We start from the raw sequence: 21,266 nt of genomic DNA, 5'->3' as shown, positions 1-21,266 counted from the left end.
ACAGAAGATTACTAAATTTTAGAGAATCAATGAGAGGATTCATCATGTCTGTAATTAAGATGACCGATTTAGACCTGGCCGGTAAACGAGTACTAATTCGTGCTGACCTGAACGTTCCAGTGAAAGATGGAAAAGTAACTTCAGATGCACGTATTCGTGCTTCATTACCGACTATTGAAGCGGCTTTAAAACAAGGCGCTAAAGTTATGGTAACTTCACACTTAGGCCGTCCTACTGAAGGTGAGTACAACGAAGAGTTCTCTTTAAAACCAGTTGTTGACTATCTGAAAGAGAAATTATCTGCACCCGTTAGCCTAGCAAAAGACTATTTAAACGGTGTTGATGTTAATGCAGGTGAATTAGTTGTACTTGAAAACGTTCGTTTTAATAAAGGCGAAAAGAAAGACGACGAAACGCTGTCTAAACAATATGCTGCATTATGTGATGTCTTTGTCATGGATGCATTCGGTACGGCTCACCGTGCTCAAGCGTCAACACACGGTGTTGCTAAGTTTGCGGATATCGCTTGCGCGGGTCCTCTGTTATCAGCAGAGCTTGAAGCATTAGGCAAAGCATTAGATAAACCAGAGCGTCCAATGGTGGCTATCGTTGGTGGCTCTAAAGTATCTACTAAATTAACAGTTTTAGATTCATTATCAAAAATTGCTGACCAATTAATCGTTGGTGGTGGTATTGCTAACACCTTTATCGCAGCAGAAGGTCATTCTGTAGGTCGTTCATTATATGAAGCAGACCTTGTTGACGATGCGAAAAAATTAATGGAAAAATGCGATATTCCAGTACCAACAGATGTCCGTGTCGCGACAGAATTCTCAGAAACAGCGCCAGCTGTACTGAAATCAGCAAATGACATCAAAGATGATGAACAAGTATTAGATATCGGTGATGTGACGGCTGAACGTTTAGCTGAAATCCTGAAAAACGCCAAAACCATTCTGTGGAATGGCCCTGTGGGTGTCTTTGAATTCCCTAACTTCCGTAAAGGTACTGAAGTGATTGCTAAAGCGATTGCTGATAGTGATGCTTTCTCTATCGCTGGCGGTGGTGATACATTAGCGGCTATCGATTTATTTGATATCGCAGATAAAATCTCTTACATTTCAACCGGTGGTGGTGCTTTCTTAGAATTCGTAGAAGGTAAAAAGCTTCCTGCGGTTGCTATGCTGGAAGAACGCGCTAAACAGTAATTAAGTCACGCTCATACAGGTAGAGTGTAAAACTCTGCCTGTTCCAAATATAGGATCTTATTACATGTCTAAAGTTTTTGATTTCGTAAAACCGGGTGTCATCACTGGTGATGATGTACAAAAAGTATTTGCAGTAGCAAAAGAAAATAATTTTGCTCTGCCTGCAGTTAACTGCGTAGGTACAGACTCAATTAATGCTGTATTAGAAGCAGCTGCGAAAGTGCGTTCTCCTGTTATTGTTCAATTCTCTAATGGTGGTGCTGCATTTATCGCAGGTAAAGGTCTTAAAGCTGAAGCGCCACAACAAGCGGCTATCCTAGGTGCTATTTCTGGTGCTCACCATGTACACCAAATGGCAGAATACTATGGTGTTCCTGTTATTTTGCACACTGACCACTGTGCGAAAAAGCTATTACCTTGGATTGATGGTCTGTTAGATGCAGGTGAAAAACACTATGCGAAAACAGGTAAACCACTATTCTCTTCTCATATGATTGACTTATCAGAAGAGTCATTAGAAGAAAATATTGAAATCTGTTCTAAATATTTAGCGCGTATGGCTAAAATCGATATGACTTTAGAAATCGAATTAGGCTGTACTGGTGGTGAAGAAGATGGCGTTGATAACACAGGTATGGATAGCTCTGCGCTATATACCCAACCTGAAGACGTTGCTTACGCTTATGAAAAACTAAATGCTATCAGCCCACGTTTCACTATCGCTGCATCATTTGGTAATGTTCACGGCGTTTATAAACCAGGTAACGTTCAATTAACACCAAAAATTCTTCGTAACTCACAAGACTATGTGTCAGAGAAATACAATCTGCCACACAATAGCTTAAACTTTGTTTTCCACGGTGGTTCTGGTTCATCTGCAGAAGAAATCAAAGAAGCTGTAAGCTACGGTGTTGTTAAAATGAATATCGATACCGATACTCAATGGGCAACTTGGGACGGTATCTTACAGTTCTACAAACAGAACGAAGGCTATTTACAAAGCCAATTAGGTAATCCAGAAGGCGCTGATAAACCTAACAAGAAATACTATGATCCACGTAACTGGTTACGTCATGGTCAAACATCAATGGTTGTTCGTTTAGAGCAAGCATTTAAAGAGCTAAATGCGATTGATGTTCTGTAATACAATTTTATTGTAATACACCTAAAAAACCCGCTTAGTATGCGGGTTTTTTGTTGGTTGTTAGCACTAGGTACGATGGTATTGGGCTATTTAGTTTCGGTTATATTTGTCATTAAAGGTTTGGTCTGAAATACACAGATAATAAATTCCTTCAATAAAACCGATAATAGCGGGTATCCCCGTCCAGCAAAAAATGAGATATAAAATCCCCATTCCTACTTTACGAAGATAGAATTTATGTATTCCTAGCCCACCAAGAAAAATAGCTAATAATGCGGCTGCTAGCTTATTTTTATCATTCATTAATATCTGCTCCTATTACCAATCATTGGTTTTTAATCATGAATATTGATTATTAGACAATGCTAAATATTGTCAGTTTCAATTAAAGGTACTATTTATAAGATAGATTAAAACCAGAAAAAAGAAAAAAAGAGAAGATCACTAATCATAAATAATAAAAGATTAAGGTTGTAGAAGATTTAATCGCTAAGCGTTTTTATAAGAGATAAAAAAAGCGCCTTTCTAGGCGCTTTGTCTGTGATAAGCAAAGGTGTTTGCTTATTTACTTAATCATTTTACTCTCTTCTTTCATCATGCGGTTTAGTAAAGGTACTGTTGCCCACATAATCAAGCCAACCACTAAGGTAACGATACCGATTTTGCCAAACACATCAGTATAAATAGGCAGTGTTTGTAGTGGATCGGTAATACCTTCAGGTGGGGCGGTAAAGGTTGCTACATGGCCTCCTAACAGGTAAGCCGTCGCTTGTGTTAAGAACCACATACCTAAAATAAAGCCCATCATATATTGCGGTACGAAAGCGGCAATCATCGCTAAGCCTAATGCACTGATCATCAATTCCCCTAGACTTTGGAAGAGATAAATCAGTACAACAAACCAAGGTGATGTTAAACCTTGAGCATCAGCAAACCACATACCTGAAGCGGCAGCGGTTAGGAAGCCTAATGAGCATAAAAGCATACCTGTGGTAAATTTTGCCGGCATGGATAAATCTTTGCCTTTCGCGCCAAAATGGCTATAAGCCATTGCTAAGATAGGGCTGGCAATAATGATCCAAAATGGATTTAATGCTTGGAAACTCACCGGGTTAATATCAAAGCCTAACAGGGTATGGTGAACATTATGGATAGCAAAGAAGTTAAGTGAGGTTGGCATCTGAGCGTAGAGAATATAGAAAATAACAGCTTCTAACATCAGAACAAATGCAACATACATTTTATTACGTGCCACTCTGTCTTTTTGTTTAAAGGCTTCACGAAAATAAATGATAACCACAACAATAGACAAGCTGATTAAAACGATGTTAGCAATCATCACATTGTGCAACAACCATGCACAAATAAAGACCATAGCGACAGAGCCTGCAATAACTAATAGCAGTTTGTTGAAATTCATTGGCAGGTGATCTGGCTCAGAACCAATATTCACGACCATTTTACGGCAGAAAAAATAGACCAATATGGCCATTATTAAGCCGATACCACAAATATTATAAGTCAGCGCATAGCCGTAGCGATCGGCAAGAACGGGGGCAATAGATAAGGAGATTAATGAACCAACATTAATCGACATATAAAATAGTGTAAATGCACCATCAAGACGGGGATCTTTAGGTTTATAGCATTTAGCTAATAGGCTTGCTGGGTTTGCTTTAAATAAACCGTTACCTACTGCGATAGTGGCTAAAGCATAAAAGATTAAATTAGGATACATAATTGACATGCCGGTCATAAAATAACCGATAGCCAATACGATAGCCCCTAAAACAATGGTTCGTTTAGTACCTAATAGATGGTCACCAACATAACCACCAATAGAAATAAGCCCATAAACTAATGCGGAGAATGCACCAAAAGTAATAAAAGCTTGTTCTTGAGAGAATCCGAGTTTACTAACAAAATAAACGGCAAGAATACCTTGTACGCCGTAGTAACCAAAACGTTCCCATAATTCCACAAAGAAAATCATAAAGAATGGTTTAGGCTGTTGTAATAAACCGACTTTAGCGGGTTTATCCATATCTTTAATGCCCCTAATTATTATTTATTTTCAACAACGATGCTATTTACTCAAATTCACGATGAATGTTACACCCTGATAACATTATCTGTTGTATTTAGAGTGATGTTTGCAAATTTAAGATGGTGATCAGTAAGTCCGGTAGACTAATATATTGATAGAATGACTTCTCAAAGGTTGATCACACTGTTAGTAAGATTAATACCAGATTGAAAAAAATAGTCATTAATTTATTTTCAATTAAAGCGATTTAATTGATCTTTGGTATAAATAATCACCAAAAAGAGCCTGTTTTGTTTATATTTTAAGCTTAATAAAGCTGATAAAATATAAGCATAAAAATAGAGTGGAAGGGATATTTATATCGTGACTAATTGATTTTCTAAAGAAAAAGTTTTCTTATAATTTTAATAATTTCTTTTATAACAAACAGATGTTAAAAATAGTTTAATAAAACGCTGATGGCTCTATTTTAGGATAAAATGAAATAAATATGCATGAAGTGCGGGTAATTATTTAAAATTTAACAAAGGTAATAAAAACGCCTTTATTAATAATGAAGGATTTAAATTGATACTCTCTTCAAAATAATAAAGTGCGTTTTTGTTTTTAATATTAGCTAATTAAGCGGTGGTTGGGACTAATTTATGTTTAACAGGATGGAAGCGACGCTTAAAATAAATTAAGCCATCGCCATCTTCTCGAACCGCAATATTTTTTATCTCTGCCATATAAACAAAGTGAGTACCTACTTGGCGTACATCGTAAATATCACCTTCTAGGCTAGCGAGTGCATTGGTTAATATCGGTTGCTGTAATGCGCCATATTGCCATCCTGGTTGGGTAAAGCGATCAGCCATTGCCAGACCTGTCATACCGGCAAAATGGCAAGCCATCTCTTCTTGTTCATGATTTAAAATATTGATACTTAATTTGCCATTTTCTTGAAACGTACTATTCATTTGGCTTTTACTATTGATGCAAATCATCACTGTCGGTGGAGTATCGGTAACTGAACATACTGCTGTTGCTGTTAAACCACAGCATCCTGCATCACCATTAGTTGCGACAATATTAACGGCAGCACCTAAGCTTGCCATTGCATCTCGAAAAAGTGGGTTAGCCTGTTTTTCATCAGACATTTTTTACTCCTACTGCCAGACTTCTCATCTGTGGGCGTCTTCACTTAAAATAACCATTAGTTAGAAAATCAGAATTTATCTAACTAGTGCCGCTTCACAAAGTTGTAATGATCTTGCTGATTTCTTTGCTGTGTGAATTTAAAGCCGTAACGCTACCTCGCATTAGCCAAGAGATCAATCTTTCTTTGTTACAACCTGTTAACTTTATCTCAAAAAGTCGTGAGACAACCTTATCGCTGGTTGTTATTATTCCTAATAAGTCAAGAAAAGCGATAGGTAAATCAGGTGATTTAGCCTAGTTTGCTGATAAATAACACGAAATGACACATATTATCCTGTTATTTTTTGGGGATATTACGCAGTTTTGTCTGAGAAAAGTACTAAGGTCATCAATTGCTAAAATAGCCTAAAATGTTAGAAATTGAGTCAAGTTTATTTATTTGTTAATATGATTAATTGTAATAAAAAGTCTATTCTTAGAATATTATTCATTTATAACTATAACGAGTTATAATTTTCACCGGCTAGATTGAGTGATTTTTCATCAATTTATCTATCAATAAAGAGCTTCTGATTATGCATGAGTCATTAACAATCGCGCTATTGCAAGCACGGGAATCTGCGATGGGATTTTTTCGCCCCGTTCTTAAAGAGCATAATCTGACAGAGCAGCAGTGGCGGATCATCCGAGTTCTTGCTGATAAGCGCTCTATCGATTTTCACGAATTAGCACAAAAAACCTGTATCCTGCGTCCAAGTTTGACAGGTATTTTGATTAGAATGGAAAGAGATGAGCTAATTTGTCGATTAAAACCAGTGAGTGATCAACGTAAATTATTCGTTTCTCTATCAACCAATGGGCAAAATTTATATGATAAAATCCAGCCTAAGATAGAAGAAGGGTACCAATTACTCGAACAAAAGTTTTCTACAGAAAAACTGCAACATTTGTCTATCTTACTGAAAGAACTGATAGCGTTAAATCCAGAAAATAGTCATTCAACTGAAAAATAACATGTGTGCACCAAGAAAAAAGAGATGATGTTATACCATCATCTCTTTTGTTTTTATGTAATAGGTGAAATTACCTTTTACCTAATACGTGTAAGAAGTGAATATGTTTTTCATACTGATCGAGAATGTCATGAATAATTTGTTCTTTTGTCCAGCCCATGACATCGTAATCTTGCCCACCTTCTTTGAGATGAATTTCAGCGCGATAGTATTTATGCTCTTCATCTTTTTCTTCATCCGTTAAGCCGGCTAGCGCGAAAGCGGGTTGAGTATAGAATCGTAATCGTACTTCATAAAAGAAGTTCATATCCTCACCTAAGTCCACTTCAAAGCCGATGCGATCTTCTTCTTCGTCATGGATATAGCATTGAATACCTTGTTTGCTTAATTCAGCCGACACCATTTCCATGGAAGGATTAACGACTTCTTCCATAAAACGTTTTACATGTGAACGTTTAGGAAAATAAGCAATATTTCTTAATCGACGTTGCCAAGGAATAGGATTACGGCTAGCCGGTGGGGCGATAGTCGTCATCTGTTGGCTATCTCGCTTATAAACATCCACTCGCAATGCCTTAATTAATCCATAAATTGATGCCAATAGCACGATGGCAAATGGTAACGCACTGGCAATGGTGACAGTTTGTAATGCTGATAAGCCTCCTGCCAATAACAAGGTAATGGCTGAAATACCCATTAATGCAGCCCAGAAGATACGTTGCCATACAGGGGTTTCTGAATCTCCTCCTGACGCTAGGGTATCAACCACCATTGCACCGGAGTCTGCTGAGGTGACAAAAAAGACAATGACCATCAGCATTGCGACAAAGGAAAGCACTGATGAGAATGGAAAATAATTTAAGAATTCAAACAGTGCTAATGACACATCTTGTTGTACTATATTCGCAAGAACTTCTGCACCTTTATCTTTAATTAAATAGATAGCGGTATTACCAAAGACGGTCATCCAAAGTAAGGTAAAGCCAGCTGGAACAAAGAGTACGCCGACAACAAACTCACGAATAGTACGACCACGGGAGATCCGTGCAATAAACATACCGACAAAAGGCGACCACGATAACCACCAGCCCCAATAAAGCAGTGTCCATCCACCTAACCAATCACTTGATTTTGGCTCGTAGGCATAAAGATTAAACGTTTTACTCACTATTTCTGATAAATAGCCCCCTGTATTTTCAACAAACGATTTTAAAATCAATACAGTAGGGCCAAGAATAATGACTAATAAAAGAAGAATAACGGCTAAACCAAGGTTAAGCTCGGATAAAAAACGGATACCTTTTTCTAATCCAGAGACAACCGAAATAGTAGCAAGCCCGGTGATAACAACAATTAAAACCACTTGCACGGTTGGATTAATTGGAATATCGAATAGATGGTTTAAACCGGCATTAACTTGTAGAACACCAAAACCCAGTGAAGTTGCGACACCAAATACGGTGCCCATCACAGCAAAAATATCTACCGCATGCCCAATAGGGCCATAAATACGGTCGCCAATGATAGGATAAAGGGCGGAACGTAACGTTAATGGCAAGCCATGGCGGTAGCTAAAAAACGCCAGAATTAATGCCACGATGGCGTAAATAGCCCAAGCATGTAATCCCCAGTGGAAGAAAGTCAAACGCATAGCTTCTTTGGCGGCTTCAATCGTCTGCGCATCCCCTGTGGGTGGCATTAAATAGTGCATAACGGGTTCTGCGACACCAAAGAACATCAGCCCAATACCCATACCTGCTGAAAACAGCATCGCGAACCAAGCAAAATAGCTAAAATGTGGACGAGCATGATCAGGGCCTAATTTTATTTCGCCAAAGCGCGATAGCCCTAAATAAGTCACACTCAGCAAAACCAATGCTACGGCTAAAATATAAAACCAGCTCGCGTTGGTGAAAAGGTTTTCCTGAAGGTGCCCTAGCTTGTCATTAGCGAGTTCAGGAAATAGCGCTGAAAACCCTACGACGAGCATAATAAGTATTGCGGAGGTGTAAAATACGGGAGGATTAATTTTCATCCTAATTTTTTTTGGTGTGATTTCATTTTGTTGGCTCATAGTTAACCTATTTTTGTTATTTTTCTTAGACAAGACTTTTCGATATTGCAATCTAGCATGTTAGTGGTATCGCTAGGAAAGAAAAGTTTGTAAGAAAATTTGAATAAAACATCAGATGATCTTGAAGCTTTATAAAAGAACGGAAATAAATTATATTTTTCCGTAAGGTGAAGAAAATTACAATTAAATCAATTCATTATCATATGTTTTTAGTCAGCGTCTTGACGCTTTAATAGGTTTCTCCTGTTGAAAAAAGGATAGTATGGTTACATTTTTTGCTTAATCGATCAACTCCTGTTTGTTTTTTGCACAAAAAAAGCCAGTAAAATATTACTGGCTTTTTCAACATCAAAATTTCTGAAATGAAATTATTTATTGTCAGCCTTTAGAGAATCAATTTTTTGCTTTGCTTGATCGTTGAGCTCATCGGCTTTATCAAGCGCTTTATCTTTAGTATCTTGCGCTTGCTGTTTTACATCATCACTGGTTTTAGCTGCATCTTCTTTTAGTTGCGCTGCTTTGTCGCTAGCATTTTGTTTTAAGTTATCTGCAGTGGTATTAGCGTTTTGTTTCACTTCTTCTGCTTTACCAGCCAGTTTGTCACTTTCATTATTTAAACTTTGTTTGATTTCATCTGCTTTTGCACTTGCAGAATCTTTTAGTTCATCTGTTTTTTGTGCAATGCTCTCTTTTAATGCATCGGTTTTTTGATCGGCTTGTGCTTTAAGCTCTGCAGCTTTATCTTCAGCTTGCTCTTTTAGCTTGGCCGCATCTTGTTTTAATTCGTCAGCTGTCGCTGATGCACTCTCTTTTAAATCAGCGGCTTTTTCTTTAGCTTGATCTGTTAATTCTTTTGCTTTGTCTTGAGCCGTTTCATTTACTTGGGTTGCTGTCTCTTTTGCTTTATCAATACCTTCATCCACTTTTTTCGATGAATCATCACAACCTGCTGTAATGGTAACAAGACCTGCTAGAATTAAAGATGCCAGTAATTTTTTGTTCATGTTTCTCTCCAGAGAATGTATCCAAAACATATCGATGATATCTCGCATAACTAGTATTAAAAGCGAGAGGTTATTGAGTTGATATTTTATATATTATCTTAACTCCCAATAAAATAAGTATAGTGAGAGTCTGAAAATCAACAAGGTTAAGTATATTAAGTGATTACCACTAGTCAAATATATTAGATTTGTAAGGTTAATATCTGTCAGATTTCTCTCAATGGTATGTTTTATGCTTTATAATTACAGTGTGAATCGTTTTGCAAAGGTGCTTAAGAAATGGAATATTATCTGCTTGTGGTTATCAAGTTTATTATTGGTTTTACAATAATTTTGGCTCATATGAATATTTCAGGGAAGACACAACTCTCTCAACTAACTCCCATTGATTTTATTGGTAATTTTGTTTTAGGGGGGATTATGGGAGGGGTTATTTACACAGATGCAATCCCGCTTTACCAATATGTTATTGTCTTTTTGATTGGTGTATTTTTTATTTCTTTTCTCAATTATATCAGTAAAAAATTTAATTTTTTCCGAGCAGTAGCGATAGGTAATCCGATCCCGATTATTAAAAAGGGAAGATTTATTATGGAAAACATTACTGAGAAGAAAAATAAGATTGATATTCTTAATATCACTTCTAGGTTACATGCTCAAGGAATTCATTCTTTTCAAGAAGTTAATTATGCTCAAATTGAACCTGATGGACAAATAACGGTGGTGTGTGATGGTGCTAAAATGCCCTCTATCATTATTATGAAAGACGGAGTGATCAGAGCTTCTGAACTTGAGCAGATAGAACGAGATGAAAATTGGTTAAACGAAGAGATGAAAAAACAACATATAGATAACCCAGAAGATGTTTTTTTAGCCGAATTTTGGGATGGTAAAGTCAATTTCATTTTGCAAGACGGTAAGATCAAACACGATTTCATTCCGACTGCTGAGTAGCAATATCCTGTGAAAGAATAAAAGCAACGATTAATACTATCTCAAGAGTCGCTATCGTTGCTCTATTTTGATTTGGCATTAGTTAAAGTTTGAATGTCTCAAAATCACTGGCGATTTGTGTATTATCAAATACAGTATGGCATTCCGCTAATAGCTCGGGGGTTTCTTTAGGTGAATAGCGACTACTGATATGGGTAATAATTAGTCGCTTAGCATTCGCCTTTTTGGCTAACTCAGCTGCCTGTATGGTACTTGAATGTCCACGACTATTGGCTTTATCAGCCATGTCATGTTTAAAGGTTGCTTCATGGACAATAACATCGGCATTCTCAGCGAGTTTAACTGCATTAGGCGTTGGTTGTGTATCGCCAAAAATCACAATACAACGGCCTTTGATCTCTGTGCTTAGATAATCTTTTCCATCTATGATCCGTCCATCAGGTAGCGTAACGGTTTTCCCTTGTTTTAATAATTTATACCAAGGGCCTCTAGGGATATTCTCTGCCTCTAGCTTGTCAGCATTGAGTTTACCTGGTTTATTGTCTTCTTCTAGACGATAACCAAAGCAGGGGACAGGATGTGATAATGCGCCACAACTTACACGTATACCTTCTTCTTCAAAAAGAAAACCATCTTGTTCTATTTCAATAATATCTAAAGGGTAAGTGAGATAAGATTGGCTTAATGTAAGAGCTGTTTCTATAAATGCCTTAATGCCTGTAGGCCCATAAATGGTTAACGGGTTTTCTGTGCCCCCCATTGAACGGCTACAGAGTAGTCCGGGTAAACCAAAAATATGATCACCATGTAAATGGGTAATAAAAATCTTATTAATGCGTGATAGCTTTACATGGCTATGTAAGATTTGATGCTGGGTCGCCTCTCCACAATCGAACATCCACAGACTTTTTTGTTTATTTTGTAAATCAAGTACCATACTGGTGACGTTGCGATCTTTAGAAGGTACGCCTGCATTAGTGCCTAAAAAGGTAAGTTCCATAATGAAATCCTGATCTCCATGGTGAATTTTTAACATTCATCTTAATCGTAATGGTATCTAAACTAAATAAAATTCTGCAACAGTGATTAAGATAATCTTCTCATTAAAGTTGATATGAATAATAGTGTGAATAAAAGATAATATACTTTATTTACTAAAATTAAATTTCTCTGATTAACGATTTAAATGTATCTGTTTTTATACAAATAGAATGAATGGGGCATATTCTTAATTTGTTTCTTTTTTTTAATAAAGTTTAAAGTTCTTATTGAAAAAATAAAAAAAAGTAAAATTTAAATTATGATTTTTTGAGTAAATAAAAAATAAACATATCTTACAAATTGAAATACTTTTTGTGTTTTTTTTACAATTTTAGTTTTTAATTTTTATCTTAAAAAGTTGTTTTGTTAATACAATGTAATGATATTAATTCTGTCTAATCAGAAAATATTCCATTATGAAGGTTTAATTTCTATATAGTTCTTTTTTATTATTTGGTTACAGCATTATTTAATTTTACTATTTCTATTTCTTAGCAAGTTAATGCTTTCAATTTTCTAATTAATTTCTTGTTTTTCATGCTGTTAAATTTAACTGCAATATTTCAAAATAACCTTTTAGTTTTAAATTCCATTAAAAATAATTTATTGGTTTTTTATTCTGAAAAATCATCGTTATTGAATAATAAAAGTTATAATATTGTATCTTTTTTGTACTTACATGTAAATTTATGGTTATTTGTTTTTTTGTTATAATATTAAAATAATAAAATTTATTTCTATTTATAAAAATATGTTTCCTTCAATTTTTTACACTTTATATCTAAGTATTTTGTATTTAAAAGTCTATAAATATTCTTTTTATGATGCTATTTTTGGTTTTTTTATCTAATTGCTTATTTTGGGGGTAATTATAATTTGCGTAAGATGAAAAAAAATCCAATTAATATCAGTGTATTAATAAATATATATTTAATTAAATTTATCAGGTTTGACTTAAATAAAGTGGCAGAGAATAATAAACCCAACTTGATATGAGCGTTATCTAATTTCGGTTGTTAATTATTATTTATTTTATGTATTGATGATTAATTATAGAGATTAGTTTTTACAATATATCAAGATATACCAAATTCATTGCGTATCTTATTCATAAAAGAGAAGTGTATCGCCTGTATGGGATTATTTTTCTTAATTGAATGTTGTTGCTTTTATACTTTATTTATCTTTTATATTTTAGGAAAAAAAATGAAATTAAAAAAACTGCATTTAGTTTTAGGGTTAGGCTTATCTATCATTGCGGGCTCTGCATTAGCGGCAGATCAAGGACATGGTACTGTTGAATTCTATGGTTCAATTATTGATGCTCCTTGTTCTATCGATCCTGATTCAGGTGCTCAACGTATTCCATTAGGTCAAGTGTCATCTAGCGCACTGAAGGACGGTGGCCGTAGTGCGTCAAAAATGTTTAAAATCAAATTATTACAGTGTTCTACTGAGACATATAAAACAGTCAAAACAACCTTTACCGGTGCTGAAGCTCCTGATGTTTTAGAGGGTGCTTTAGGTATTGAAGGGATCGCCAAAAATGCAGCTGTTGTTATCACCAATGCAGGTGGTGAACAAATCAAATTAGGTCAAGCAAGTGCCGCACAAACATTGAATGACGGTAACAATGACTTAAATTTTGCCGCTTATTTACAAGGATCTTCCTCAAAAGCTGCTATTCCTGGTGATTTTACAGCAATAGCCACTTTTGCTTTATCTTATCAATAACAGTCGTCAAATAAAGCTTTGTATAAGGATATACAAGGCTTTGTTAACTGATGAGCTTTCTTATCGTTAGGACACTTTTGTCATCGCGCTAGATATCGATGGTGAGTAATAGTAAAACGCGCTCTTTTTATAAATACAAAAGGATTATCAAACATAGTGATATTTCATCCGTAGGGGCATTACCGATAATTGACTGTTTTGGGCTCGAATATCACTAAATGGATTAGTTAGGTTTACTTATGGCTAAATTATTCAAGACGATTGATTTAAATGTTAAACATAAAAGTAAGCAGTGCAGAGGTCGTTCTGCTACCACACTGATCTATTTCGTGATTATAGGGATGGCAAGTATTGCCAGCGAGTCATTTGCTGTTAGCAAAGATATTGAATTTAACTCAGATATTCTTGACTTAAAAGATCGAGGAAATATTGATTTATCAAGCTTTTCCCGAGCGGGATATATTACTCCTGGCAAGTATGAGTTAATTATTAATATTAATAACAATGAATTAAGTGGAACTTATCGTGTTGACTATATTGTGCCCAAAGATGATCCCAAGGCAAGCGAACCTTGTATCTCACCCATATTAGTTAAGCAGTTTGCACTCAGACCAGAATGGTTAAAAAAGTTAACTTGGAAAGATAAGGGTAATTGCCTTAATGAGGCATCGTTACCAGGTATGAGCCTGAGGACAGATTTAGGTAGTGGGGTTTTTTTTATTACTCTTCCTCAAGCTTATCTAGAGTATTCATCACCGAATTGGGAATCGCCTTCTTTTTGGGACGAAGGTATTGCTGGATTATTGTTTGATTATAACGTTAATGCCAATGTCAGAGCGCCTAGTGATGGCAAGCAGAAACAGCAGATCACCGCAAATGGTACGGCGGGGGCAAATTTAGGTGTTTGGCGTTTTCGGGCAGATTGGCAAGCAAGTTATGAGCACACTACTGGTGTATTGCATAGCACAGAAAATCACTGGAATTGGGATCAATTCTATCTTTATCGAGCGATAACGAAATGGGGCGCCCGTTTAGTCATGGGGGAGACTTACTTACGTTCAAACCTATTAGATAATTTCCGTTTTACGGGAATAAGTTTACTTACGGATGAGCAAATGTTGCCCCCTAATTTACGAGGTTATGCACCAGAGATCACGGGAGTTGCAAAAACGAATGCAAAAGTCACCGTGAGTCAACAAGGACGGATTATCTATGAGACACAAATCGCGCCTGGGCCATTTCGTATTCAAGATCTGCATGATGCGGTAAGTGGACGCTTGGATGTTCGTATTGAAGAGCAGGACGGAACAATACAAGAATACCAAATTGATACAGCCAATATTCCTTATCTTACAAGACCGGGACGCCTTCAATATAAAGTATCTGCGGGTAAGCCTTCTCGATTAGATCATAAAACTGAAGGGCCTATTTTTGCAATGGGAGAGTTTTCTTGGGGAGTGAATAATGGTTGGTCTCTTTTTGGTGGCACTTTAGTTTCTAAGGATTATAACTCGGCCTCGCTAGGTTTTGGACGAGATCTAATGATGTTAGGTGCTATCTCTTTTGATACGACTCATTCATGGGCAACCTTCGCTAATGAGAATAAACACTATCATGGCAGTTCATATCGAATTAGCTATTCAAAGCGTTTTGAATCTATAGATGGGCAAATCACTTTTGCAGGCTATCGATTCTCTGATCGTCATTTTATGAGTATGGATCAATATTTAGATAGGCGTTATCGCTATGGCGCACAAGAAAATAATAAAGAGCTTTATACCCTTACACTGAGTAAACAATTTCCTCAATGGGGACTTAGTACCTATATAAATTATAACCATCAAAGGTATTGGGATAGACCGAATAACGACTATTACAACTTCTCTTTATCAAAGTATCTCGCTATCGGGAAGTTTAAAAACATTAACATTAGCTTATCCGCTTATCGTAATCGTTTTAATGGCAATCATGACAACGGCGTGTATTTCAACATTAATTTGCCTTGGCGTGATAGAGCAACGATAAGTTATAACTCGGTCATAAATAAAGAAGGTAACTCACATAATGTCAGCTATTTCGATCGCATTGATGATAACAATAATTATCGTCTAAGTGCAGGAGTTAGTAGTCGAGGTAAACCATCGGCGGATGGTTTCTTTACACATTATGGTGATGTTGCTTTAGTAACGGCTTCAGCCAGTCATATTAACGGCGACTATACTTCGGCATCTTTATCTTTCCAAGGTGGGGCAACATTAACCACTAAAGGCGGGGATTTTCACCGTAGCAATATGCCGGGGGCAACCCGTTTGTTAATTGATACTCAAGGTGTTTCCGATGTCCCGGTAAAAAGTCTTAGTGCCATATCTCATACCAATATTTTTGGCAAGGCGGTGATCCCCGATATTAATCACTATTATCGAGGCAGTGCTTCTATCGATCTTAAACAGCTACCAGACAATGTTGAAGCACTACGTTCTATTCATCAATTAACTTTGACTGAAGGCGCTATTGGCTATCGTCAATTTGATGTGATTGCCGGACACAAAGCGATGGCAACAGTACAGTTGGCTGAAGGAGGCGTTCCGCCATTTGCAGCGACAGTAACAACGCTTAATGGTCGAGAATTAGGTGTTTTTAACGACGGTGGAAAGGTTTATTTAAGCGGTATTAATTCAGGCGATGTCTTGTATGTACATTGGGATGGTAAAAACCAATGCCAATTATCCATTCCTAAATTGGCGGATACACAACTGATCACATCACTGCTTTTAACTTGCTTTCAAAGACAGCCGACTATTTCAACATCATTCCTGGAAACAGATAAAACGCAAGCATTACCTCAACATTCATTTCTTAGTAAATAACGCTAAGTAATAACAATAATTGATTGATAGAGAGAAGAGTAATTAAAGATGATGGCATCTAAACATTTATTTATGGTAACTACCACCTTATTAACTGGAATGGTGTTTACGTCGCAAGTTGGTGCGACAATCGCTTTAGATCGTACACGTATTATTTTTAATGGTGCTGATAAATCAGTAAGTCTGAGTATAAGTAATCAAAACAAAGAATTACCTTATTTAGCTCAAGGTTGGCTAGAGAATGAGCAAGGAGAAAAAATAGAAACACCTCTTATTGTATTACCTCCTATTCAGCGTATTGAACCTGGGAATAAGAGCCAAGTGAAAGTGCAATCATTACCTGATATTGCACAACTACCTCAAGATAGAGAGAGTGTTTTTTATTTTAATTTACGTGAAATCCCTCCACGTAGTGATAAACCCAACGTATTACAAATTGCACTACAAACGCGGATAAAATTGTTCTATCGACCAAAATCTATTTATGCCACCCAAACTGATTTAAGTAATCCATGGCAGGAAAAAATTACCTTAACAAAGCAGGGGGAGAGTTATGTTGTGCATAATCCCACACCCTATTATATCACTATTGTTGATGGTCTAACGGATCTGAAAGGGAAAAGCTTAGAAGGATTTACCCCTATCATGGTAGCGCCTCGAGGGCAGGAGAAACTCAATTTAACGGTTTCTACGCTGGGGGCTTCTCCGGTATTAAGTTACATCAATGATTACGGTGGTCGTCCAAGATTGAAATTTAGCTGCGATGGTCGTGAATGTAAGGTGATAGAAACAGACCAAGGAAATTAATAGGTATATTTATGAAACAGCAGATTTATAAAAATAGTCTTGTATCAATATTGGTACTATTGAGCTTTTTTATCACAACAAATGTAACTGCTGTGACACCGGTTTTGTCAAGTACGGGACTATCACAAAATTCGCCTATTACACCTATTTATCCGATCCCTATCAATATAAAAGGGTACGTTATCGCTCACCCTCCTTGCATGATCAATGAGGGCAAAACGGTAGAAGTGAATTTCGGTGATGTGCTAAGTACACGAGTTGATGGCTTAAATTACAAACGTCTGGTTGATTATCATCCAAGTTGTGAACAAATGCCCATTAATACACTAAAACTTTCTGTCGAGGGGAATGGTACTTTTTTTGATGCCAATGCATTAATGACCAATATTACCGGATTAGGTATACGTATTTTGTATCAAAATAAACCACTTAAGTTAGGGCAGGCAATTAATTTTACTTATCCCGATTTTCCTGTATTGGAAGCGGTGCCTGTGCGTGATTTTTCTACTCTTCTTGTGGGAGGAGACTTTTCTACCACAGCGACATTGCGCATGGAATATCAGTGAGGAGATAACGGGAATGTTTAATAAACAGAGGATATTCTTTTTCATAACGTTACTTTCATCATTTTCATTAATGGCTGATGAGACGGCAAATAAGGCGACAATCACTAACAGCGAAAATAATTTGAGATTATTTGGCACACTATTTATTCCCCCTCCTTGTGTGATCCAAAACAATGACATGATTGATGTTAATTTTGGTCACCAACTGGGAACGAGTCGCATCGATGGCATTAATTATACAAAGACCGTCAATTACACGTTGCAGTGTGAAGAAAATGCAAAAGGTTGGGCATTAGGTTTATCCATTATCGGCTCTGCAAGCCAATTTGATGCGGCTGCTTTACAAACCAATATAACGGATTTAGCCGTACATCTCACGATAGATAGTGAGCCATTTATTTTAAATAAACGGTTTGTTATTACCTCTGATAAACCGCCGATTATTTTAGCTGTGCCTGTAAAAAAATCAGGAAGTACCTTAACAAAAGGTGCATTTGAGGCAACAGCAACGCTACTTGCTGAATATCAATAGGAGTATCGGGATGATATTACAAAGATTATCTCTGAGTACTGCAATCTTTGCCGCTGTGATAGCTATGGCTAATGCTGATCCTAATATGCGTTTTCATGGTGAGTTAATTGATGAGCCATGTGTAATAAAACCCGGTGATGAAATTATTGTCATCACGCTGGATAAAGTGACTGATAGTGCTTTTTACCATGGAGTAGAAAGAACTAAAAGCCAGCAATTTGAGATCCATCTATCGGAGTGCGATCTCTCTATGAATAACAAAGTTTCCATCACATTTAAAGGTGATGAAAATAAGGCGATGGCAGGGAAAGGTTTTCTAGCATTGAGTCCAATAAGTCGAGCCTCTGGTATTGCTATTGGTCTAGAAGATAGCGATGGAGTCCTCTTACCCATTAATCAGCCATCGAAAAATATGGCTTTACTTTCAACTAATAACACATTGAGGTTTAGTGCTTTTATACAAGCAGAACCTACCGCAATTGCTAATCAATCAATAAAACGGGGGCCCTTTAGCGCCATTGCTACATTCCATTTAAATTATGACTAATGTTGACTTGAGGTTTATATGCTTATACCTAAGCGCCAATTAATCTTTTACTTATTTACTAGCATGTTGATATATCCAGCTTCCTCTATAGCCGCTATTTTTTCTTATATTACAGAATCAAAACCTGTAGGTAATGAGGGGACAGGGGCTGATTACACTTTTATTATCCAGCGTTGGGATCCCGAGCCACCAACGGCTTTAAATCCTTGTTATAAAAAAAAACCTTGTTATATAACCATAAATCATCGTCATCAGCCTAACCAGTCTGGAGGTTCAGCGACCAGAACTATTTTAAGTGATGGGCATAAATATCGAAGAATGGAAGATCTACGTATTGCTGTTATGAAAGAATTAGGAGGATTCCCTTATGGCCCAGGAGTTGCCATTCATCGATATGTTGATACATCAACCATACAAGAGTGCGTTGGTATATTTTATCAGCCAAATGCTTATGGTTTTGCTGAAGATGGCTATTTATTACCGGGTTCTATTTGTGCAATTGCTCCCCCTCCTGTTGGACATTGTGATGTGTTAGCCCATTCTGTTGAGTTGGATTACGGCAATGTGGGGGAAAATGAATTAGACAATGCGGTTCGTTCTCAAACTGTGAATGTGACGTGTAATCGTGATGTTTCTTTACAGGTTGTTGCAACAGGAATGAATAATCGTCAAGTCCCACTACGTAATGACAATAGCTTATATGCTGATTTATATATTAATGATAAATCTGGCGAAGAGGGAGAGGCTATCTTTGTCGCAAAAGGCAAAATGGTTTCTATACAAGTGAGTTCTAAATTGAGAACCAATGGACATGTTGCTCCAGGGTATTTTTCTGGCTCTGGCGCGTTGATTCTAACGTTACCATAATAATAAAAGGTTGAAATATCATGGTGAAATATCGTCGTGCAAATATTGATGTCAATGCACTGGTAGGTAAGCGCATACAAAAAAGGCGTAAAGAGTTAGGTTACACAGGTAGCCAATTGGCGGCAAAACTAGGGGTTAGCCAACAACAATTCTCACGCTATGAGCGAGGGTTAAACAAAATAGATCTTACTTATCTAGTGCTATTAGCTAAGTTCTTAAACACACCCATTTACTGGTTTTTTGAGGACTGTATTACTTCAACGTCGGTCAAAAGTGGCAAACCGCTAAGTCGACGAAGCAATCTTTTAGCCAAAAAAGCACTAGACGCATTTCTGTATTAACCTTTACCTCTTACAAGAAAAAGTCCTTAAATAAGCAACCTATTTAGGTCAGGCTAAGGGGATGTTTTCCCTTAATGATCGCTATAGCGATATTGACTGTCGAGTTATGTTGCACTCATTAGGCTTGCAATCACTATCCCTAAGCGAGCTTAGATGGGTAGTGATTGCTTTATGAGCATTATAAATGTGTAGAAAGAGACGAAAAAATCAGAATTAATTGTATTTTGAATATATCTCTTATACTAAGTTAAATTATTAATGATAAATCTTTTTAATGTTTTTCTGTGGGTAAATGGATACCTTCTAAGATAGAGTCTATTGGAATAAAAATGATTATATTTCAAAAAAAATTAGTACACCAAATATGACCGGGTTTATTAAAATCAAGTATCATTAATTAATTCTTTATTAAGATTACTATCGTGATTATTTATATTAAATGATATAATTTTTAATATAAATCCTAATTTGAATTAAAAAGAAAAAAATATCTATATTCTTATTGTAAAATAAAACGTACTCAATTATTGATATTAACTTTTTAAGTAATCTATTAATAAAGAACTATTGTGAGTTTCGCGTTTCCCACATATTGATAAATCGTTTTGAGTTACTTGCTGTATAAATAACCGTATGGGAAATATTGCGATGGCCTAAATAGTCTTGAATTAAACGTGTATCTCTGCCTAAATCCGCCAGTGCGTAGCCACAGGCGTGGCGTAACATATGAGGGTGTGGACTAATAGAAACATTGGCTTTTTTACCTAAACGGCGTAATAACCCATAAACTTGTTGACGGGAAATTGGTCCCGTTTTTTGTGATAAAAATACCCATTCAGAATCTGATTCTCTCCAGTTTTCTCTACTTTTCAACCAGTTGCATAAGGCTTCATATTCCTCATCAATAATAGGTTGTGTTGTTGAAAGCCCACCTTTTAAACGCCTGACATAGAGTATTCTACTTTCTAGATCAATATCGCTTAATGTTAAATTACATAGTTCGCTAACACGAAAACCATGTAAAAAACACATTAAAAACATACAGTAATCTCTTTCGGGATACCTACCTTCCTTAGCTTGCTTTAAAATAGCATTCACTTCAAAACGTGTAAGAAATTTACGTTGCTTCATTTTCGTAACCTTTTCAATTAGATAATAAACAACAAAAGTCAGTTGCAGCATCACTATAGCAAGTAATATGCATCAATAAAGGGTTGTGTTTTTTTTATACTTTCTTTTTTACTCGTTAATTTTAAACAAGTTTATTGAAAGTTTGCCAATTTTTAGAAAACGAAAACCATTGATAGGTAAGAGAAAGGAGAATAGCAGGTGATATTTACACCTATTTAGAGAAACAATCAAAATACACCAAATTGTTTA

20 protein-coding genes are annotated in these 21,266 nt (G+C 36.3%); 13 read left to right on the top strand and 7 right to left on the bottom strand.

Going from position 1 to position 21,266, the window contains the following annotated elements; all coding sequences use genetic code 11:
- The first annotated feature begins 44 nt into the window (after positions 1-44).
- Together pgk and fbaA are read left to right on the top strand one after the other, a co-directional pair.
- Positions 45-1,208 carry a phosphoglycerate kinase gene (gene pgk, locus AACV01_RS00530; protein WP_004247314.1) on the top strand — a complete coding sequence of 388 codons (1,164 nt, stop codon included), beginning with the start codon at positions 45-47 and terminating at the stop codon, positions 1,206-1,208.
- A 64-nt stretch (positions 1,209-1,272) separates the two neighbouring features.
- Positions 1,273-2,352, top strand: a complete 1,080-nt coding sequence (gene fbaA, locus AACV01_RS00525) for a class II fructose-bisphosphate aldolase (protein WP_046334617.1) — start codon at positions 1,273-1,275, stop codon at positions 2,350-2,352.
- 90 nt (positions 2,353-2,442) lie between these two features.
- Here fbaA and AACV01_RS00520 read toward each other — a convergent pair whose 3' ends face one another.
- The 3 genes from AACV01_RS00520 to hpaC all read right to left on the bottom strand — a co-directional run bounded on the left by AACV01_RS00520 (position 2,443) and on the right by hpaC (position 5,538).
- A complete protein-coding gene (locus AACV01_RS00520; protein ID WP_004244951.1) occupies positions 2,443-2,655 on the bottom strand; it encodes a TM2 domain-containing protein in 213 nt (70 codons plus the stop codon).
- 262 nt (positions 2,656-2,917) lie between these two features.
- Positions 2,918-4,396, bottom strand: a complete 1,479-nt coding sequence (dtpB, locus tag AACV01_RS00515) for a dipeptide/tripeptide permease DtpB (protein ID WP_004244950.1) — start codon at positions 4,394-4,396, stop codon at positions 2,918-2,920.
- A 623-nt stretch (positions 4,397-5,019) separates the two neighbouring features.
- A complete protein-coding gene (gene hpaC / locus AACV01_RS00510) occupies positions 5,020-5,538 on the bottom strand; it encodes a 4-hydroxyphenylacetate 3-monooxygenase, reductase component (protein WP_004244949.1) in 519 nt (172 codons plus the stop codon).
- A gap of 107 nt (positions 5,539-5,645) precedes the next feature.
- Here hpaC and AACV01_RS00505 point away from each other — a divergent pair, with 107 nt between their 5' ends.
- Both AACV01_RS00505 and hpaR read left to right on the top strand, forming a co-directional pair.
- Positions 5,646-5,837 carry a hypothetical protein gene (locus AACV01_RS00505; RefSeq protein ID WP_004244948.1) on the top strand — a complete coding sequence of 64 codons (192 nt, stop codon included), beginning with the start codon at positions 5,646-5,648 and terminating at the stop codon, positions 5,835-5,837.
- Between the two features lie 277 nt (positions 5,838-6,114).
- Positions 6,115-6,552, top strand: a complete 438-nt coding sequence (gene hpaR / locus AACV01_RS00500) for a homoprotocatechuate degradation operon regulator HpaR (RefSeq protein WP_004244947.1) — start codon at positions 6,115-6,117, stop codon at positions 6,550-6,552.
- Between the two features lie 70 nt (positions 6,553-6,622).
- Here the strand turns inward: hpaR and betT are convergent, their stop codons facing one another.
- Together betT and AACV01_RS00490 are read right to left on the bottom strand one after the other, a co-directional pair.
- The gene (betT, locus tag AACV01_RS00495; protein WP_004244946.1) at positions 6,623-8,626 is read right to left on the bottom strand and encodes a choline BCCT transporter BetT; all 2,004 of its coding nucleotides are present in this window, start codon (positions 8,624-8,626) and stop codon (positions 6,623-6,625) included.
- A 368-nt stretch (positions 8,627-8,994) separates the two neighbouring features.
- On the bottom strand, positions 8,995-9,630 hold the full coding sequence (locus AACV01_RS00490; RefSeq protein WP_020945264.1) for a lipoprotein: 636 nt from the start codon (positions 9,628-9,630) through the stop codon (positions 8,995-8,997).
- 279 nt (positions 9,631-9,909) lie between these two features.
- Here AACV01_RS00490 and AACV01_RS00485 point away from each other — a divergent pair, with 279 nt between their 5' ends.
- The gene (locus AACV01_RS00485; protein ID WP_017628305.1) at positions 9,910-10,584 is read left to right on the top strand and encodes a DUF421 domain-containing protein; all 675 of its coding nucleotides are present in this window, start codon (positions 9,910-9,912) and stop codon (positions 10,582-10,584) included.
- Between the two features lie 82 nt (positions 10,585-10,666).
- Here AACV01_RS00485 and rnz read toward each other — a convergent pair whose 3' ends face one another.
- Positions 10,667-11,584 carry a ribonuclease Z gene (gene rnz, locus AACV01_RS00480; RefSeq protein WP_023843513.1) on the bottom strand — a complete coding sequence of 306 codons (918 nt, stop codon included), beginning with the start codon at positions 11,582-11,584 and terminating at the stop codon, positions 10,667-10,669.
- Positions 11,585-12,831: 1,247 nt separating this feature from the next.
- Here rnz and AACV01_RS00475 point away from each other — a divergent pair.
- From AACV01_RS00475 to AACV01_RS00440, 8 genes are all read left to right on the top strand, one after another.
- Positions 12,832-13,359 (top strand): fimbrial protein, encoded by a 528-nt coding sequence (locus tag AACV01_RS00475; protein ID WP_004244940.1) that lies wholly within the window; start codon positions 12,832-12,834, stop codon positions 13,357-13,359.
- A gap of 239 nt (positions 13,360-13,598) precedes the next feature.
- Positions 13,599-16,226, top strand: coding sequence for an outer membrane usher protein (locus AACV01_RS00470; RefSeq protein WP_004244939.1), 2,628 nt, complete (start codon positions 13,599-13,601; stop codon positions 16,224-16,226).
- 48 nt (positions 16,227-16,274) lie between these two features.
- Positions 16,275-17,033 (top strand): fimbria/pilus periplasmic chaperone, encoded by a 759-nt coding sequence (locus tag AACV01_RS00465; RefSeq protein WP_081042229.1) that lies wholly within the window; start codon positions 16,275-16,277, stop codon positions 17,031-17,033.
- Positions 17,034-17,044: 11 nt separating this feature from the next.
- Positions 17,045-17,599 carry a fimbrial protein gene (locus AACV01_RS00460; protein WP_046334381.1) on the top strand — a complete coding sequence of 185 codons (555 nt, stop codon included), beginning with the start codon at positions 17,045-17,047 and terminating at the stop codon, positions 17,597-17,599.
- Between the two features lie 13 nt (positions 17,600-17,612).
- Positions 17,613-18,131, top strand: a complete 519-nt coding sequence (locus tag AACV01_RS00455; RefSeq protein WP_004244936.1) for a fimbrial protein — start codon at positions 17,613-17,615, stop codon at positions 18,129-18,131.
- Between the two features lie 10 nt (positions 18,132-18,141).
- Complete coding sequence (locus AACV01_RS00450) at positions 18,142-18,678, top strand: fimbrial protein (RefSeq protein WP_161682283.1); 537 nt, start codon at positions 18,142-18,144, stop codon at positions 18,676-18,678.
- An 18-nt stretch (positions 18,679-18,696) separates the two neighbouring features.
- The gene (locus AACV01_RS00445) at positions 18,697-19,545 is read left to right on the top strand and encodes an MrpH family fimbial adhesin (protein WP_004247322.1); all 849 of its coding nucleotides are present in this window, start codon (positions 18,697-18,699) and stop codon (positions 19,543-19,545) included.
- A gap of 20 nt (positions 19,546-19,565) precedes the next feature.
- Positions 19,566-19,886: a helix-turn-helix domain-containing protein gene (locus tag AACV01_RS00440; protein ID WP_004244929.1), complete on the top strand. Its 321-nt coding sequence runs from the start codon at positions 19,566-19,568 to the stop codon at positions 19,884-19,886.
- A gap of 564 nt (positions 19,887-20,450) precedes the next feature.
- On the opposite strand, the gene mrpI is transcribed toward AACV01_RS00440, so the two are convergent.
- Positions 20,451-21,017, bottom strand: a complete 567-nt coding sequence (mrpI, locus tag AACV01_RS00435) for a phase variation DNA invertase MrpI (protein WP_004247323.1) — start codon at positions 21,015-21,017, stop codon at positions 20,451-20,453.
- Between the last annotated feature and the right edge of the window lie 249 nt (positions 21,018-21,266).

This window comes from Proteus sp. G2609 (assembly GCF_963896135.1).
Taxonomy (GTDB): Bacteria; Pseudomonadota; Gammaproteobacteria; order Enterobacterales; family Enterobacteriaceae; genus Proteus; species Proteus mirabilis.
Note: the sequence above shows the minus strand (reverse complement) of the source record. Positions and strands in the feature narration are given on the sequence as shown.

Excerpts from the sequence above, each read along its gene's own strand:
- pgk (WP_004247314.1), top strand. The coding sequence starts at position 45 with ATGTCTGTAATTAAGATGACCGATTTAGACCTGGCCGGTAAACGAGTA.
- fbaA (WP_046334617.1), top strand. The coding sequence starts at position 1,273 with ATGTCTAAAGTTTTTGATTTCGTAAAACCGGGTGTCATCACTGGTGAT.
- AACV01_RS00520 (WP_004244951.1), bottom strand. The coding sequence starts at position 2,655 with ATGAATGATAAAAATAAGCTAGCAGCCGCATTATTAGCTATTTTTCTT.
- dtpB (WP_004244950.1), bottom strand. The coding sequence starts at position 4,396 with ATGGATAAACCCGCTAAAGTCGGTTTATTACAACAGCCTAAACCATTC.
- hpaC (WP_004244949.1), bottom strand. The coding sequence starts at position 5,538 with ATGTCTGATGAAAAACAGGCTAACCCACTTTTTCGAGATGCAATGGCA.
- AACV01_RS00505 (WP_004244948.1), top strand. The coding sequence starts at position 5,646 with ATGATCTTGCTGATTTCTTTGCTGTGTGAATTTAAAGCCGTAACGCTA.
- hpaR (WP_004244947.1), top strand. The coding sequence starts at position 6,115 with ATGCATGAGTCATTAACAATCGCGCTATTGCAAGCACGGGAATCTGCG.
- betT (WP_004244946.1), bottom strand. The coding sequence starts at position 8,626 with ATGAGCCAACAAAATGAAATCACACCAAAAAAAATTAGGATGAAAATT.
- AACV01_RS00490 (WP_020945264.1), bottom strand. The coding sequence starts at position 9,630 with ATGAACAAAAAATTACTGGCATCTTTAATTCTAGCAGGTCTTGTTACC.
- AACV01_RS00485 (WP_017628305.1), top strand. The coding sequence starts at position 9,910 with ATGGAATATTATCTGCTTGTGGTTATCAAGTTTATTATTGGTTTTACA.
- rnz (WP_023843513.1), bottom strand. The coding sequence starts at position 11,584 with ATGGAACTTACCTTTTTAGGCACTAATGCAGGCGTACCTTCTAAAGAT.
- AACV01_RS00475 (WP_004244940.1), top strand. The coding sequence starts at position 12,832 with ATGAAATTAAAAAAACTGCATTTAGTTTTAGGGTTAGGCTTATCTATC.
- AACV01_RS00470 (WP_004244939.1), top strand. The coding sequence starts at position 13,599 with ATGGCTAAATTATTCAAGACGATTGATTTAAATGTTAAACATAAAAGT.
- AACV01_RS00465 (WP_081042229.1), top strand. The coding sequence starts at position 16,275 with ATGATGGCATCTAAACATTTATTTATGGTAACTACCACCTTATTAACT.
- AACV01_RS00460 (WP_046334381.1), top strand. The coding sequence starts at position 17,045 with ATGAAACAGCAGATTTATAAAAATAGTCTTGTATCAATATTGGTACTA.
- AACV01_RS00455 (WP_004244936.1), top strand. The coding sequence starts at position 17,613 with ATGTTTAATAAACAGAGGATATTCTTTTTCATAACGTTACTTTCATCA.
- AACV01_RS00450 (WP_161682283.1), top strand. The coding sequence starts at position 18,142 with ATGATATTACAAAGATTATCTCTGAGTACTGCAATCTTTGCCGCTGTG.
- AACV01_RS00445 (WP_004247322.1), top strand. The coding sequence starts at position 18,697 with ATGCTTATACCTAAGCGCCAATTAATCTTTTACTTATTTACTAGCATG.
- AACV01_RS00440 (WP_004244929.1), top strand. The coding sequence starts at position 19,566 with ATGGTGAAATATCGTCGTGCAAATATTGATGTCAATGCACTGGTAGGT.
- mrpI (WP_004247323.1), bottom strand. The coding sequence starts at position 21,017 with ATGAAGCAACGTAAATTTCTTACACGTTTTGAAGTGAATGCTATTTTA.